Genomic DNA, 14,267 nt, shown 5'->3' on the forward strand with positions numbered 1-14,267 from the left:
TGACCGCGATCCAGTTCGGGATCTTCACCGTTGGCGACGTCACCACCGACCCCACCACCGGCACGACGCCGAGCGAGCGCGAGCGGATCAAGGCGATGGTCGCCCTCGCCCTGAAGGCCGAGGAGATCGGCCTGGACGTCTTCGCGACCGGTGAGCACCACAACCCGCCGTTCGTGCCGTCGTCGCCCACCACCATGCTCGGCTACATCGCCGCGCGCACCGAACGGCTCCTGCTGTCGACGGCGACCACCCTGATCACCACCAACGACCCGGTGAAGATCGCCGAGGACTACGCGATGCTCCAGCACCTGGCCGACGGGCGCGTGGACCTCATGCTGGGCCGGGGCAACACCGGGCCGGTGTACCCCTGGTTCGGGCAGGACATCCGCAACGGCATCGCACTGGCCATCGAGAACTACGCGCTGCTGCGCCGGCTGTGGACCGAGGACGTCGTCGACTGGGAGGGGCGGTTCCGCACCCCGCTGCAGGGCTTCACCTCCACGCCCCGGCCGATGGACGGCGTCGCGCCGTTCGTCTGGCACGGCTCGATCCGCAGCCCGGAGATCGCCGAGCAGGCCGCCTACTACGGCGACGGCTTCTTCGCCAACCACATCTTCTGGCCCAAGGAGCACACCGAGCGCATGATCACGCTGTACCGGCAGCGGTTCGCGCACTACGGCCACGGCACGCCCGAGCAGGCGTTCGTCGGGCTCGGCGGGCAGATCTTCATGCGCAGGAACTCCCAGGACGCCGTCCGCGAGTTCCGCCCCTACTTCGACAACGCGCCCGTCTACGGCCACGGCCCGTCGCTGGAGGAGTTCACCGAGCAGACCCCGCTCACGGTCGGCAGCCCGCAGCAGATCATCGACAAGACGCTGACCTTCCGGGAATACGTCGGCGACTATCAGCGTCAGCTCTTCTTGGTGGACCACGCGGGCCTGCCCCTGAAGACCGCGCTGGAGCAGCTCGACCTCCTCGGCGAGGAGGTGCTCCCCGTGCTGCGCAAGGAGCTCGCCGTGAACCGGCCGAGCCAGGTTCCCGACGCGCCGACCCACCAGGCGCTGGTCGCCCGCCGCGACGCCGAGGCGGGCAGGGAGCCGACCGTCGCGGCCGGCTCCGCCTCCTGACCGCCCCACCCCGTATCTGGAGAACAGCATGACCCCTCTGAAGCTGGTCGCCGTCACCGCCGGTCTCAGCCGGCCGTCGTCGACGCGCCTGCTGGCCGACAGGCTGGCGGAGGCGGCCCGGCTGCGGCTGGCCGAGGAACACGAGGTCGAGGTGCGCGTGGTGGAGCTGCGCGACCTGGCCGTCGACATCGCCAACAACCTGGTCACCGGGTTCCCCGCCCCGGCGCTGCGTGACGCCGTCGAGGCCGTCGCCGGGGCCGACGGCCTCATCGCGGTCACGCCCATCTTCACCGGCTCCTACAGCGGGCTGTTCAAGTCGTTCTTCGACGTGATCGACAACACGGCGCTGGCCGGCAAGCCGGTCGTGCTGGGCGCCACCGGCGGCACGGCGCGCCACTCGCTGGCCCTGGAGCACGCGCTGCGCCCGATGTTCTCCTACCTGCGGGCGATCACCGTGCCGACCGCCGTCTACGCCGCCTCGGAGGACTGGGGCACGAGCGGGGACGCCGGCGTCGACGGCCTGGCCACGCGCATCACCCGCGCCGCGGGCGAGCTGGCCGGCCTGATGGCGCGCCGGCCGCCCGCCGTTGAGCCGGCCGCCGCCGAGCCGGCCGGGACGGCGGCGCCCTTCGAGAACGTGGTGCCGTTCGAGCGCCAGCTCGCCGCGCTGCGCCCGATCAACGGCCGCTGACCCGGGGCGCCGCCGCGCGAACGTCGGGTCGGTCACGAGTGGCCTGGCGGCGCGTGGACGCGCCTGCCGGGCCGGGCGGCGACCTCACAGGCCGTCCGCCGGGTTCTGCAAGCCCTCCCACGCGGGGATAGTCGCTGTATGAGCGAAACCGTGACTCCCGAGCAGATGCTGGCCGTGGCGCTGGAGGAGGCCAGGAAGGGGTACGCCGAGGGCGGCGTCCCGATCGGCGCCGCGCTGTTCGGCGCGGACGGGCGGCTGCTGGGGCGCGGCCGCAACCGCCGCGTCCAGGACGGCGACCCCTCCGTCCACGGCGAGACGGCGGCGTTCAGGGACGCCGGCCGCCAGCGCACCTACCGGGGGACCACGATGGCGACGACTCTGTCGCCCTGCTGGTACTGCAGCGGCCTGATCAGGCAGTTCGGCATCACCGGCCTGGTGGTCGGCGAGAGCCGCACCTTCGGTGGGCAGCACCGGTGGCTGGCCGAGCACGGGGTGCGGGTGGTGCTGCTGGACTCCGAGGAGTGCGCCGGGCTGATGACCGCGTTCATCGCCGCCAACCCCGCCCTGTGGAACGAGGACATCGGACAGGCCCCGTGAGATCTGTCCCGATCAGTCGGTCCCGATCGGCGAGGTCGTCCGCCCGCCCGTCCTCGCGCCCGGCCGCCTCCCGGAGAAGCCGGACCCGTCACGGTCTGACGCCCCCCCGGCGGCCTCCCGGAGAAGCCGGGAGCCGTCACGGTCTGACGCTCCCCCGGCGTCGCGACGGCGAGGAGGGCCACGGAGCGCCGCGGCCGGGCCCGGCGGCCCGAGCGGCATCGGCGTGCCGCCGGGGCCGAGGGCTCTTGACCCCGCGCGCCCCCTGTGACTAGCTTGCCTCCCAGAACGTTAGGAAGGTTTCCTAACTCTTCCCGCAGGAGCGCCGATGCGACGTACTCTCGCCGCCCTATCCGTCCTCGCACTCCTGGCCTCCGGGAGCCCCGCCGCGGCGGAGTCCGTGTCCGGCCACGTGCGGGTCGACCAGGTCGGCTTCACGCCGTCCGAACCCAAGCAGGCGTACCTGATGACCACCGGCCCCGCGGCCGGCACGCCGTTCGCCGTGGTCGACCGGCAGGGCCGGGAGGTGCTGCGCGGCCGGGCCGGGGCCGACCTCGGCGCCTGGAGCCCCAGCTATCCGCACGTCTACGCCATCGACGTCAGCCGGGTGCGCGCGCCCGGCGACTACCGGGTCCGCACCGCCCTGGCGACCTCTCAGCCGTTCACGGTCGCGCCCGCCCGGCAGTTCGCGGCCCCCGCCGCGAACATCGTGACGTTCTTCGGCTCGCAGCGCGACGGGGCCGACGTGGTGCCCGGCGCGCTGCGGCGGCGCCCCAGCCACCTGAACGACCGCGCCGCCGCCGTCTACGAGTGGCCCACCTTCACCGGGCCCGACACCGACCAGCTCGCCGGCGACCTGACCAGGATCGGAGGGAAGGTCGACGTCGAGGGCGGCTGGTTCGACGCCGGCGACTACCTGAAGTTCACCCACATCATCGCCTACGCGCAGACCCTGCTGCTGGCCTCCCGGCGCGACGGCGGCCCCGCGGCCGACCCGCGCCTGCGCGCCGAGGCCGCGCACGGCCTGAAGTGGCTCGACAAGATGTGGGACGACACGTCCAAGACCCTCTACATCCAGGTGGGCATCGGCGCGGGCGACGCCGCGGGCACGTTCGCCGGCGACCACGACGTCTGGCGCCTGCCCGAGGCCGACGACCACAGCACCGGCGAGGAGAACCGCTACATCCGCCGGCGCCCGGTCTTCCGCGCTGCCCCGCCCGGCCACCTGATCAGCCCGAACCTCGCCGGCCGCACCGCCGCGGCGTTCGCCCTGGCGGCGGAGGTCGAGCCCGACCGCGACGAGGCCCGGAGGCTGCTGGGCAAGGCCGCCTCCGTCTACGCCCAGGCGCGCACCGAGGACGTCGGCCGGCTCGTCACCTCCCTGCCCTGGGCCTTCTACCCCGAGTCCGTGTGGCGCGACGACATGGAGCTGGGCGGCGCGGAGCTGGCCCTGGCGGCCCAGCGGCTGGGCGACCCGCGGGCCGGCCAGTGGCTGCGGCAGGCCGCGCACTGGGCCGCGCAGTACCTGCGGCACGACGCCGGGGGCGACACGCTCAACCTGTACGACGTCAGCGCCCTCGGCCACGCCGACCTGGTGCGCGCGCTGCGCTCCGGCGGCGCGGGACGCCTGGCGGTGGACGAGGCCGCCCTGCTCGGCGATCTGAAGGCCCAGCTCCGGATCGGCGCCGAACGCGCCGCCGCCGACCCGTTCCGCGCCGGGGCCGTCTACGACGGGTTCGACGCCGTGCCGCACGCGTTCGGGCTGGCCGCCACCTCGCGGCTGTACCGGTCGGTGAGCGGCGACCGCGCCTTCGACGCGTTCGGCACCCAGCAGCGCAACTGGACCTTCGGCGCCAACGCCTGGGGGGTGTCGTTCGTCGTCGGCGCCGGCGAGAACTTCGAGCGCTGCCCGCACCACCAGATCGCCAACCTCAACGGACGCCTCGACGGCCGCCCCCCGGTGGCGACCGGCGCCGTCGTGAACGGCCCCAACAGCGAGGACCTGTTCGCCGACGGCCTCGGCGACCACATGGACGGGATGCGTCCCTGCCCGGCCGACGGCGTGGACCGCTACGAGCCCTTCACCGGCCGCGGCTCGCGCTACGTCGACGACGTGCGCTCCTGGCAGGCGTCCGAGCCGGCCGACGACTTCGCCGCCATAGCCCTGTACGCCCTCACCCTGATGTCCAACGACTAGCCCGACGCCCCCGTCCTCCACGGCGGGGCGGGGACGGCCGGAGGGCAGGCGCCGGACCGGCGCGGAGGCCGGGGAACACGGCGTGGCGAGGGCGGGGCACTGCCATGATGGCGCGATGACCGACGCGCTTCCGGGACTCGACAAGGCGGCGCCTCGGCGGGCGCGCCGGCCGGCCGACTACGAGATCGAGCGGGAACTGCGCGACGCCGGGGCGGTGCGGATCGCCGGGGTGGACGAGGTCGGGCGGGGGGCCTGGGCGGGGCCGGTGGTGGTCTGCGCCGCCGTCACCGATCTCGGGCCGCCGCCCGAGCTGGCCGGGCGCGGCGGGCGGCCCGTCCGGCTCACCGACTCCAAGCTGCTTTCCGCCGCGCACCGCGAGGGCTTCGCCGAGGTGCTTCCCGGCTGGCTGGCCGGCCACGCGATCGGCGAGGCGAGCCCGCGGGAGATCGACGAGGTGGGCATGACCGAAGCGCTGCGGCGGGCGGCGGTGCGGGCGCTCGAAGCGCTGCCGGAGCGTCCCGACCTGGTGATCCTCGACGGCGACCAGGACTTCCTCGGGCGTTCGTGGCGGGTGCGCTGCGAGATCGGGGCCGACCGGCGCTCGGTGACGGTCGCGGCGGCGTCGGTGCTGGCCAAGGTGCACCGCGACCGGCTGATGGCCGCCCTTGAGCCCGGCCATCCGGGGTACGGGTTCGCCACCAGCGCCGGCTACCCCTCGCCGGTCCACCAGCGGGCCCTCGCCGAGCACGGGCCCACCCCGCACCACCGGCTGTCGTGGTCGTACCTGGACGACCTGCCCCGGTGGCGGCACCTGAGGAGACGCCGCGACCCCCTGGCCGGATCCGGCCAACTCTCCCTGCTCTGACCCGCCCTCCGCACGCGACCCGCGCCGACCGCCCTGCCGAACCGCCGCCGTGCCGAGCCGACCTGAACCACCCGGCCGTACGGGTCGGCGCCGCCGCCTCGCTCGCGATCCGCGCCGGGCCGCACCCCCGCTCGCGGAAGGAGAGGCGACGCCCGGGCGAGCGGAGGCGTGGCGGTTACTGGGAGACGGAGTAGTCGGCGGCGCGGCGGCGGCACTCCTCGGCCTTGCGGTGGTGGGTCTCACCGTCGCAGGGGAGGCCGCAGGCCGCGCCGGAGCCGCCGCTGGCCGGCAGCCTGCCGTGCAGGCCGGCGAGCCGGTCGTGGACCTCGGCCATCGTGGACAAGACGATCTCCGCCTTCTCCCGCATGATCTGGAGGCGCGCCTCCGCCTGCCGCCGGAGCCGCCTCGAACGCTCCAAAGCGTCCTCCGGCGGCTCGGGGCGGCTCGTCGCCCGCCGGCCCGCCGCCTGCCGTGCCGGGGGGCGCGGCCGTTCGACGCCGCGGAACACGGGAAAGTGACGCTTCGCCGGAAGGCGGATGAGCGTGGTCGTCGTCTCGGAGGGGCCCGCCTTGAGCACCCTGGGGTGCGCTGGCGAGTCCACCGGCCACAGCATGCCGAACAACCGGCACACCATGGGTTGGGCCAGCACGACGAGCCCGCCGCCCTCCAGCCGCAGCCTGGCGTGCACCGTGACCAGGGTGCGGGCGCCCGTGACGTCGCAGAAGCGCAGCTCGCCGGCGTCCAGGAGCAGGTTCGCGCACCCCTGGCCCACCAGGTGCTGCAGTACGCCCTCGACGAGGTGACTGCCTGAGGCGTCCAGCTCGCCGGCGACGGCCACCGTCGCGGAACGTGGCCGGCGTTCGACCACTCGCACCGAAAGATCCATCCTGAGCCCTACCCTTGCCTGGACCGAGGCCCGCCGCGCGAGCCGCCGACACTTTCCTTCGAAGGGCGAACGCCCAGGGACTTGCGGTTTCTCGGACGTTACCTCACCGATATTCTCAGCGTTGGAGAACCAGTCTTCCAGGGAAGGTCCCGGATATCTCACCCTCCAGGCATGAGCCCGCGGTTTGTGGAAAGAGGAGCCCACGTGGCAGACGTTCCCGGGCGGGACCTAGTGGTCGTCGCGGCCTCGGCCGGTGGGGTGGAGTCCTTGCGGGCGCTGCTGACGGAGCTGCCCGGTGACCTGGAGGCCGCCGTGCTGGTGGTCCTGCACCTGTCGCCGCGCGGGGGAAGCGCCCTGGCCGGCATCCTCGACCGGGCCGGGCCGCTGAGTGCCTCCACCGCGGAGAACGACGAGGTCCTCAAGCACGGACGAATCTACGTCGCGCCCGCCGACCGCCACCTCCTGGTGGACGGTCAGGGCGAGCGGGTCGTCCTGACGCGGGGTCCGCGGCACAACGGGCACCGGCCCGCCGCCGACCCGCTGTTCTTCAGCGCGGCCCAGGGCGGTGGCCCTCGGACGGTCGCGGTGGTCCTGAGCGGGACGCTCGACGACGGGGCGAGGGGATGCGCGGCGGTGGAGCGCCGGGGCGGTGCGGTGGCGGTGCTGAATCCCCACGACAGCGCGTTCGACGGCATGCCGAAGGCCGCGTTGGCGGCGGCCGGGCGGCCGATGGCGGGCACGGTCAAGGAGATCGCCGAGTGGATCGCCCGTCAGGCCCGTACGCCGGTCGGCACGGCCGAGATCGATACGGTGGATCCGGAGATCGCACGGGAAGTGTCCGTGTACATGTCAGGCGGCCCCGACGGCTTGCCAAGCGGCCGTTTCAGCACGTTCACCTGTCCCGAGTGCAACGGGCCACTCTACGAGGACGAGCGCGAGACGGTGCGCTACGAGTGCCTGGTCGGGCACTCCTGGTCCTTGGACGGCATGGCCGACGGGCAGGCGGAGGCGGTGGAACGGGCCTTCTGGGTCGCGATCCTGAGGCTGGAGGAGCGCCTCCGCGTCACGCAGCGCATGATCGCATCCTTCGAGCAGCGGGGGCAGAACCACTCCGCCCGCCGGTTCCGCGAGCAGGCAGACCAGGATGAGGAGGCGCTCGCCACGCTGCGCGTCCTGCAGACCAAGATCGGCGTCCCAGGTGACGATTCGCCACCGCACGACAACGCAACGCATCGGCGATAAGGTGTTCGGGTGAACGCGGGCGCGGAACGCGACTTCGACGACCTCTTGATGATGCTGAAGGAGACCCGGGGCTTCGACTTCACCGGGTACAAGCGGACGACGCTCCAACGCCGCATCGGCCGGCGGCTCGAGACGCTCAGGCTCCAGCACTACAGCGAGTACCGCGACTACCTGGAGATGGAACCGGAGGAGTTCGGCAGGCTCTTCGAGAGCCTTCTGATCAACGTGACCGCGTTCTTCCGCGATCCGCAGGCCTGGCAGGTTCTGCGCCGCACCGTGATCCCCTCGCTGATGAACGCCAAGGGCACCGGAAAGATGATCCGGGTGTGGAGCGCGGGCTGCGCCACCGGTGAGGAGGCCTACAGCCTGGCGATGGCTTTCGCCGAGGAGCTCGGCGTGGAGGAGTTCGGCGAACGGGTCAAGATCTACGCGACCGACCTCGACGAGAAGGCCCTCCAGATCGCCCGTGCCGCCGTCTACTCCGAACGCCAGCTCACCGACGTGCCCGATTCCCTGCGCGAGAAGTACTTCGAGCGGGTCGAGGGCGGGCTGGCCTTCCGCCGCGACCTTCGCCGCCAGCTCATCTTCGGGCGCAACGACCTCACCAGGGACGCCCCGATCTCCCGGGTCGACCTGCTGCTGGCCCGCAACACCCTGATGTACTTCAACACCGAGACACAGCTGAGCATCGTCCGCAGGTTCCACTTCGCGCTCACCGACCTCGGGTATCTGTTCCTGGGCAAGGCCGAGATGCTGCTCAACCACGCCGACCGGTTCGAACCCGTCGACCTTCGCATCCGCTTGTTCAGGAAGATCGGGCCGCGGGCCGGAGGGCGGGTCGCCTGGCCGCCGGACACCGGACAGCGTGACACCGTCGAGGAGCTTCGCGCCGCCGCCCTGGCCGCCGGACCGGTGGCACAGATCGCGCTGGACGGCACCGGGCGGCTGAGGTTGATCAACTCGCGCGCCGAGGCCCTGTTCAACCTGAACGTCCGCGACGCCGGTCGCCCGTTCCAGGATCTCGAGGTGTCCTACCGGCCCGTGGAGCTGCGGTCGGTCATCCAGCGGGTGGAGCAGGAGCTGCGCCCGGCCGAGCTGCGGGACGTCTCCTGGCACCGGCCGGGTGCCGCCAAGGCCGATATCTTCGACATCCTCGTCGTGCCCTTGCAGAGGCCGGGCGGTGAGCTGGTCGGCGTGATCATCAGTTTCCACGACGTCACCCGCTACCGCATGCTGCGCGACGAGCTGGAGCAGACCAATAAGGCGCTGGAGCACGCCTACGAGGAACTGCAGTCTCTGAACGAGGAGCTCGAGACCACCAACGAGGAGCTCCAGTCGACCAACGAGGAGCTCGAGACCACCAACGAGGAGCTCCAGTCGACCAACGAGGAGCTCGAGACCATCAACGAGGAGCTCCAGTCGAGCAACGACGAGCTGCAACACATCAACGACACGCTGAACTCCCGCAGCAGCGACCTCGACCGGGCCAACAGTTTCGTGGCGTCGGTGGTGCGCTCCCTCGGCGACGCGGTGACGGTGGTCGACGACGAGCTGCGCGTGCTGATGTGGAGCCCGGGCGCCGAGGAGCTGTGGGGGGTGCGGGCCGAGGAGGTGACGGGGCGCCATCTGTCGGCGCTCGACATCGGCCTCCCCGTGGACAAGATCATGGGCGACCTGCGGCGAGGCATCGACGGCGGCCCGGACGCCGAGGGCGACCAGATCGTGCGGATCACCGTGGACGCCGTGAACCGGCGGGGCAGGGCGGCGAAACTCGACGTCGACGTCTTCACCCTGCGCAAGGACGACGCCTCGGTGCACGGCCTGATCCTGGTGATGAACCTGCTGTGACCGCGGGCGCCGGGGCCCACGGGCCGGTTCAGCGCAGGAACATGTTCACCAGGATCGTGAGCAGCACGGATGCCGCGATCGAGAACAGAATCATCATCAGGCACCCGGCGGCGCCGCCGGCGGGGCGGATCGTGTATCTACGCTCCATGGTCGGGCCCCTACCCAGATCGGGGTAGGGCCCCGACCATGCGTGTCTCACATTCCCCGGGGGTGGCCCGGCCGGTCATGCTCCACCGCTGGTCCGACATGACCTTCGTCCACTGGCGCTACTCGCCCGCCGCCGTCCAGCGGCTGCTGCCGGACGGCCTCACTGCCGAGACCTTCGACGGCTCCGCGTACGTCGGGCTCACCGCGTTCCGCATGGAGGACGTGCGCGCCCCCGGGCTGCCGGCCGTGCCGTGGCTGTCGCGCTTCCCCGAGACGAACGTGCGCACGTACGTCACGGACGCCCACGGGCGCAGCGGGCTGTGGTTCCTGTCGCTGGACGCCGGCCGCCTGGCCGCGGTCGCGGGGGCCCGCGCCGGGTACGGGCTGCCCTACCACTGGTCGGCCATGTCGGTCCGCGCCGAGGGCGAGCGGTTCGTGTACCGGTGCCGGCGGCTGGGCCCCGGCACCACCGGCGCCCGCGCGGACGCCGACGTCGAGGCCGGGGAGCCGCTGGCGCCGTCGCGCCCCGGCGAGCCGGAGTTCTTCCTGACCGAGCGCTACCGGCTGTTCACCCGGGTCGCCGGCAGGCTGGCGACGGCCCGGGTGGAGCACCCGCCCTGGCCGCTGCGCGCCGCCCGGCTGCTCGGCCTCAGGCAGCACCTCCTTCAGGCGGGTGGCCTGCCCGCCCCCGGCGGCGACCCGATCGTGTACGCCTCCCCCGGCGTGCCGGTCCGGGTGGGCATGTGGCACTGGGCCGGCCCGCCCGCGACGCCGCCCGACCCCACGACCGCGAGCTGACCGGCGCGGAACCCGAGGGAGCACGCGCCGAGCCCGCCCCTGCCGCCCACACGGGCCCGTCCAGCCGCCGTTCCAGGGCGGGGCTCCGCACCGGGAGTCGGCCTGGACGCCCCGTCAGGCGGCGCAGGCGCTCACGACCATCCGTCGGCCACGTAGGTCGGGCGGCCGGCCAGCAGGGTCGCCACGATGGGCAGGTGGGGCAGCTCGGCCGGGGGCACCCGGCGGGGGTCGGCTCCGGTCACGACCAGGTCGGCGCGGTCGCCGGCCCGCACCCGGTCGCGCCCGGCGCTGGCGGCGGCCAGGGCGGCCTCCACCGGGATCGCCTGCTCGGCGTGCCACGGCGGCCGTTCGTCCGCCGTCCGGGTCACCGCGGCGGCGATGCCGCGCCAGGGGTCCAGCGGCGACACCGGGGCGTCCGAGCCGATCTCCAGCCTGGCCCCGGCGGCGAGCAGCGCGGCGTAGGCGAACGCCCGCCCGGTGCGACCCGCCCAGTAGCGGTCGGCCACGTCGCGGTCGTCGGGCGCGTGCGCGGGCTGCACGCCGGCCGTCACGCCCAGCTCGGCGAAGCGGCGCACGTCGCCCGGGCTGAGCAGCTGCGCGTGCTCGATGCGGCCCCGGCAGCCGACCTCGGCGAACGCGTCCAGCGCGATGGCGGCGGCGAGGTCGCCGATCGCGTGCACGGCGGGGAGGACGCCGTGGCCCGCGGCCCGCCGCATCAGCGCGACCAGCTCCTCCGGCGCCGTCACGAGCTGCCCGGTTCCGTCCTCGCCGGGGTAGGGGTCGTGGCAGTAGGCCGTCCGGGTGTTGAGCGACCCGTCGACGAACAGCTTGAACGGGCCGACCTCCAGCAGGCCCGCCGACCCCGCGACCGGGTCGCCGGTGCGGTGCCCGCGTTCGATCGCGGCGTCCAGCACCGGCCTGGCGACGGTGCACGCGACCCGCACGGACGGCGTCCCGGCAGCCAGGCGCCGCGTCCAGTCCACGACGGTGTCGGTGTACTCGAAGTCGATGACGCCGGTCACGCCGCGGGCCGCCGCCTCGTGGGTCGCGTCCAGCACCCACCGATCCTGCGTCTCGGTGGAGGCCTGCGGCAGCGCGGCGGTGATCTCCATGCACTCGGTGTCCACGAACACGCCCGTGGGGTGGTCGCCGCGCCCGACCAGGGCGAGGGCCGCGGGGCTGAGCCAGCAGGCGTGCAGGTCGTTGCTGAACAGCGCCACCGGGTGGCCCGGCACGGCGCGTTCGAGCAGGTCCTTGTGTGGGCGGTCGGGCCACAGCCCGTCGCTGAAGTGGGCGCCGAAGACCACCGGGCCGCGGCCGTCGCCGGCGGCCGTGCCCACCGCGGCGGCCACCAGGCCGGCGGCCTCGGCGGCCGACCCGGCCGCGGCCAGGGAGACCCTGCGCCGGGCGGCGGCCCACTGGGCCATGTGCGCGTGCGCGTCGACCAGGCCGGGCAGCAGCGTCCCGCCGCGCCCGTCGACGACCCGGGCGCCGTCCGCCGGCTCTCCCGCCGGGCGGATGGAGGCCACCCGCCCGCCGGAGAGCCGCACGTCGCACATCGGGCCGTCCGGTTCGACGCGCACCTCACGCACCAGCGTGTGCGCGGCGTGCGCGGGTTCCGCCAACGTCCCCACCGTCCTCCGGGCGCTCGCCCATCGTCTGCCGGGCGCCTGCGCCCCGCAGCAGATAGACATATCACCTCAAACCCCGCTTATGCCCGCGCGCCTTGCGCGGAGCGGGGAGGCGGACCCGGCCGGGCTCAGGCCAGGGTCTCCCACCAGCCGTCCACCGCCGGGGGCGCCCCGGCGTCGACGCGGTCGCCCGGGCGGGGGACGACGACACGAACGTCGCGGGCCTTGGCCTCGCGCCACAACCGGTCGACCGGCTCACCCCACGGGTGCAGGGCCAGCGTGAACGTCGCCCAGTGCACCGGCAGCATCAGCTCACCGCCGAGCCGCACATGAGCCTCGACCGCCTCCTCGGGGTCCATGTGGATGTCGGGCCAGGCGGGGCTGTAGGCGCCGACCGGCATCAGCGTCAGGTCGAACGGGCCGTGGTCGGCGCCGATGCGGGCGTAGCCGTCGAAGTAGCCGGAGTCACCGGCGTAGAACACCCGCCGGTTCGGGCCCGCCACCGCCCACGAGCCCCACAGGGTGTCGTTGCGGGAGAAGGAACGGCCGGAGAAGTGCCGCGCCGCCGTCGCGGTGAACCGCAACCCGGCGACCTCGGCCTCCTCCTCCCAGTCGAGCTCGATGACGCGGTCACCCGGCACGCCCCACCTCGAAAGGTGCGCGCCGATGCCGAGCGGCACCAGGAACGGCGCCTGCTGGGCTCGGGTGAGGGCCCGCACCGTCGCCAGGTCGAGGTGGTCGTAGTGGTCGTGCGAGATGACGACGGCGTCGACCCGGGGCAGCGCGGCCAGCGCCACCGGCACCGGGTGCAGCCGCCTGGGCCCCACGAGCCGCGTCGGCGACACCCGCGTGCTCCACACCGGGTCGAACAGGACGCGCCGCCCCTCGATCTCGACCAGCGTCGAGGCGTGGCCGAACCAGACGACCGCCAGCCCGTCGGCCGCCGGCCCCCCGAGCCGCGGCGCCGCCAGCGGCACCGGCCCGGACGGCCTGCGCCCCTCGCGGCCGGTGAGCAGCTCCCGGAAGAAGCGCGGCGGCGGCCCGGACGGCACCCTCGTCTCCCCGGGCATCGGGTTGCGGAACACGCCGTCGGCGAACTGCGGCGAGCGCCGGATGCGGGCGGCCCGGGGACCGTCCTCCCGCAGGGGCCGCGCTCCCAGCTCGGCCGCGACGTCGCGCAGCGCCCATCCGGCCGCGGCCACGGCCGCGCCACCGGCCAGCACGCGCCGGGCCGTTCGGCTTCCCGTCATCCCCACCCCCGCAATCGGCTTCCTCCGGTCGAACCGCTCGGGCGGGCGCCGGTGTTCCCATCCTGCCGGTCGGGCGCCGCGGACGGCGCGCCGGACAGGCGGTCGCCGTCATCGCGGTGTCACGGCGTTCTCAGCGGGCGCTCCTAACGTCTGCCAGGACACACCCTCTCCCGGAAAGGCATTCTCATGAGAGCTCGGCACGCGGGGCGTACGGCCCTGCTGGTGACGCTGGCCGTACTCGGCCTGTCGCCCCTCGCCGGCGGCACGGCGAGCGCCCGGGCCGGCGCGGCCTCGGGCCCGGCCACCGTCTACCAGATCGAGGTCACGTTCACCGAGTACAGCCCCGTGTCGATCGACGACTGCATGGGCGAGAGCGCGTGCGACTACGCCGAGGTCTACGCCTCGCTCTCCGCGCAGGCCTTCGCGCCGGACAACAGCCACACGGGGGAGGTCCGGAACATCGCGCGCTTCGTGAACCCGGGCTCATGGTGCGAGACCTACCCGGGGGTGCCCTGGGACTCCGGCACCGGCTTCGGCGACAACTGTCTCAAGCGCGTCCACGACACCAAGATCTACAACTTCAAGGACGTGGTCATGTGCCCGTCGACCACCTACTCGGTCTGCGGCGGCCCCCACGGGAAGAACAACCACCGGATCGTCCTGTCCGTGCGCCCCGATGACCGGATCTACACCGGCGTGCACATCAAGGACTACGACGAGCTGTCCCCCGACGACGACATCTGCAAGGCCAACGTGACCACCGAGCCCTTCACCGAGGCCCAGCTCCAGACCCTGAACGACCCGCTGCCTCGCAGCATGTCGTGGTGGGGAAGCGGCGACGGCGGCTGTTCGATCAAGTACTCGTTCAAGAAGATCGGCACCGCCTGAGCCGGCCCCCGGCGGGCCGACCCCCCAATATCGCGCAAGCCCCTGACCTGGGTGAACGTCCCACCCAGAGGCGGCGGTCTAAGGGAGGCCCACGGTGGGATCC

At 73.5% G+C, this 14,267-nt stretch carries 12 protein-coding genes; 9 read left to right on the plus strand and 3 right to left on the minus strand.

Annotation, left to right across the window (positions count from 1 at the left end):
• Positions 1–8: 8 nt before the first annotated feature.
• From PYR91_RS28925 to PYR91_RS28945, 5 genes are all read left to right on the plus strand, one after another.
• Positions 9–1,127 (plus strand): LLM class flavin-dependent oxidoreductase, encoded by a 1,119-nt coding sequence (locus PYR91_RS28925; RefSeq protein ID WP_279785107.1) that lies wholly within the window; start codon positions 9–11, stop codon positions 1,125–1,127.
• Positions 1,128–1,155: 28 nt separating this feature from the next.
• The gene (locus PYR91_RS28930) at positions 1,156–1,818 is read left to right on the plus strand and encodes an FMN reductase (RefSeq protein ID WP_279784825.1); all 663 of its coding nucleotides are present in this window, start codon (positions 1,156–1,158) and stop codon (positions 1,816–1,818) included.
• A 138-nt stretch (positions 1,819–1,956) separates the two neighbouring features.
• Positions 1,957–2,415: a nucleoside deaminase gene (locus tag PYR91_RS28935; RefSeq protein WP_279784827.1), complete on the plus strand. Its 459-nt coding sequence runs from the start codon at positions 1,957–1,959 to the stop codon at positions 2,413–2,415.
• 325 nt (positions 2,416–2,740) lie between these two features.
• The gene (locus PYR91_RS28940; RefSeq protein ID WP_279784829.1) at positions 2,741–4,609 is read left to right on the plus strand and encodes a glycoside hydrolase family 9 protein; all 1,869 of its coding nucleotides are present in this window, start codon (positions 2,741–2,743) and stop codon (positions 4,607–4,609) included.
• Between the two features lie 115 nt (positions 4,610–4,724).
• Positions 4,725–5,474: a ribonuclease HII gene (locus tag PYR91_RS28945; RefSeq protein WP_279784831.1), complete on the plus strand. Its 750-nt coding sequence runs from the start codon at positions 4,725–4,727 to the stop codon at positions 5,472–5,474.
• A gap of 175 nt (positions 5,475–5,649) precedes the next feature.
• Here PYR91_RS28945 and PYR91_RS28950 read toward each other — a convergent pair whose 3' ends face one another.
• Complete coding sequence (locus PYR91_RS28950; RefSeq protein WP_279784833.1) at positions 5,650–6,348, minus strand: STAS domain-containing protein; 699 nt, start codon at positions 6,346–6,348, stop codon at positions 5,650–5,652.
• A 216-nt stretch (positions 6,349–6,564) separates the two neighbouring features.
• Between PYR91_RS28950 and PYR91_RS28955 the strand changes: the two genes are divergently transcribed.
• The 3 genes from PYR91_RS28955 to PYR91_RS28965 all read left to right on the plus strand — a co-directional run bounded on the left by PYR91_RS28955 (position 6,565) and on the right by PYR91_RS28965 (position 10,395).
• Entirely contained in the window at positions 6,565–7,602 is a 1,038-nt protein-coding gene (locus PYR91_RS28955; protein WP_279784835.1) for a chemotaxis protein CheB, read from the plus strand.
• A gap of 9 nt (positions 7,603–7,611) precedes the next feature.
• Complete coding sequence (locus PYR91_RS28960; RefSeq protein WP_279784837.1) at positions 7,612–9,450, plus strand: CheR family methyltransferase; 1,839 nt, start codon at positions 7,612–7,614, stop codon at positions 9,448–9,450.
• 186 nt (positions 9,451–9,636) lie between these two features.
• Positions 9,637–10,395 (plus strand): DUF2071 domain-containing protein, encoded by a 759-nt coding sequence (locus PYR91_RS28965; protein WP_279784839.1) that lies wholly within the window; start codon positions 9,637–9,639, stop codon positions 10,393–10,395.
• Between the two features lie 131 nt (positions 10,396–10,526).
• Here the strand turns inward: PYR91_RS28965 and PYR91_RS28970 are convergent, their stop codons facing one another.
• Together PYR91_RS28970 and PYR91_RS28975 are read right to left on the minus strand one after the other, a co-directional pair.
• On the minus strand, positions 10,527–12,020 hold the full coding sequence (locus PYR91_RS28970; RefSeq protein ID WP_279784841.1) for an amidohydrolase family protein: 1,494 nt from the start codon (positions 12,018–12,020) through the stop codon (positions 10,527–10,529).
• A 134-nt stretch (positions 12,021–12,154) separates the two neighbouring features.
• Positions 12,155–13,276 carry an MBL fold metallo-hydrolase gene (locus tag PYR91_RS28975; protein WP_279784843.1) on the minus strand — a complete coding sequence of 374 codons (1,122 nt, stop codon included), beginning with the start codon at positions 13,274–13,276 and terminating at the stop codon, positions 12,155–12,157.
• 186 nt (positions 13,277–13,462) lie between these two features.
• Between PYR91_RS28975 and PYR91_RS28980 the strand changes: the two genes are divergently transcribed.
• Positions 13,463–14,164 (plus strand): hypothetical protein, encoded by a 702-nt coding sequence (locus PYR91_RS28980; protein ID WP_279784845.1) that lies wholly within the window; start codon positions 13,463–13,465, stop codon positions 14,162–14,164.
• Positions 14,165–14,267 lie beyond the last annotated feature (103 nt).

This window comes from Sphaerisporangium sp. TRM90804 (assembly GCF_029846175.1).
Lineage (GTDB): Bacteria > Actinomycetota > Actinomycetes > Streptosporangiales > Streptosporangiaceae > Sphaerisporangium.

Excerpts from the sequence above, each read along its gene's own strand:
- PYR91_RS28945 (WP_279784831.1), top strand. The coding sequence starts at position 4,725 with ATGACCGACGCGCTTCCGGGACTCGACAAGGCGGCGCCTCGGCGGGCG.
- PYR91_RS28975 (WP_279784843.1), bottom strand. The coding sequence starts at position 13,276 with ATGACGGGAAGCCGAACGGCCCGGCGCGTGCTGGCCGGTGGCGCGGCC.
- PYR91_RS28930 (WP_279784825.1), top strand. The coding sequence starts at position 1,156 with ATGACCCCTCTGAAGCTGGTCGCCGTCACCGCCGGTCTCAGCCGGCCG.
- PYR91_RS28940 (WP_279784829.1), top strand. The coding sequence starts at position 2,741 with ATGCGACGTACTCTCGCCGCCCTATCCGTCCTCGCACTCCTGGCCTCC.
- PYR91_RS28980 (WP_279784845.1), top strand. The coding sequence starts at position 13,463 with ATGAGAGCTCGGCACGCGGGGCGTACGGCCCTGCTGGTGACGCTGGCC.
- PYR91_RS28965 (WP_279784839.1), top strand. The coding sequence starts at position 9,637 with ATGCGTGTCTCACATTCCCCGGGGGTGGCCCGGCCGGTCATGCTCCAC.
- PYR91_RS28935 (WP_279784827.1), top strand. The coding sequence starts at position 1,957 with ATGAGCGAAACCGTGACTCCCGAGCAGATGCTGGCCGTGGCGCTGGAG.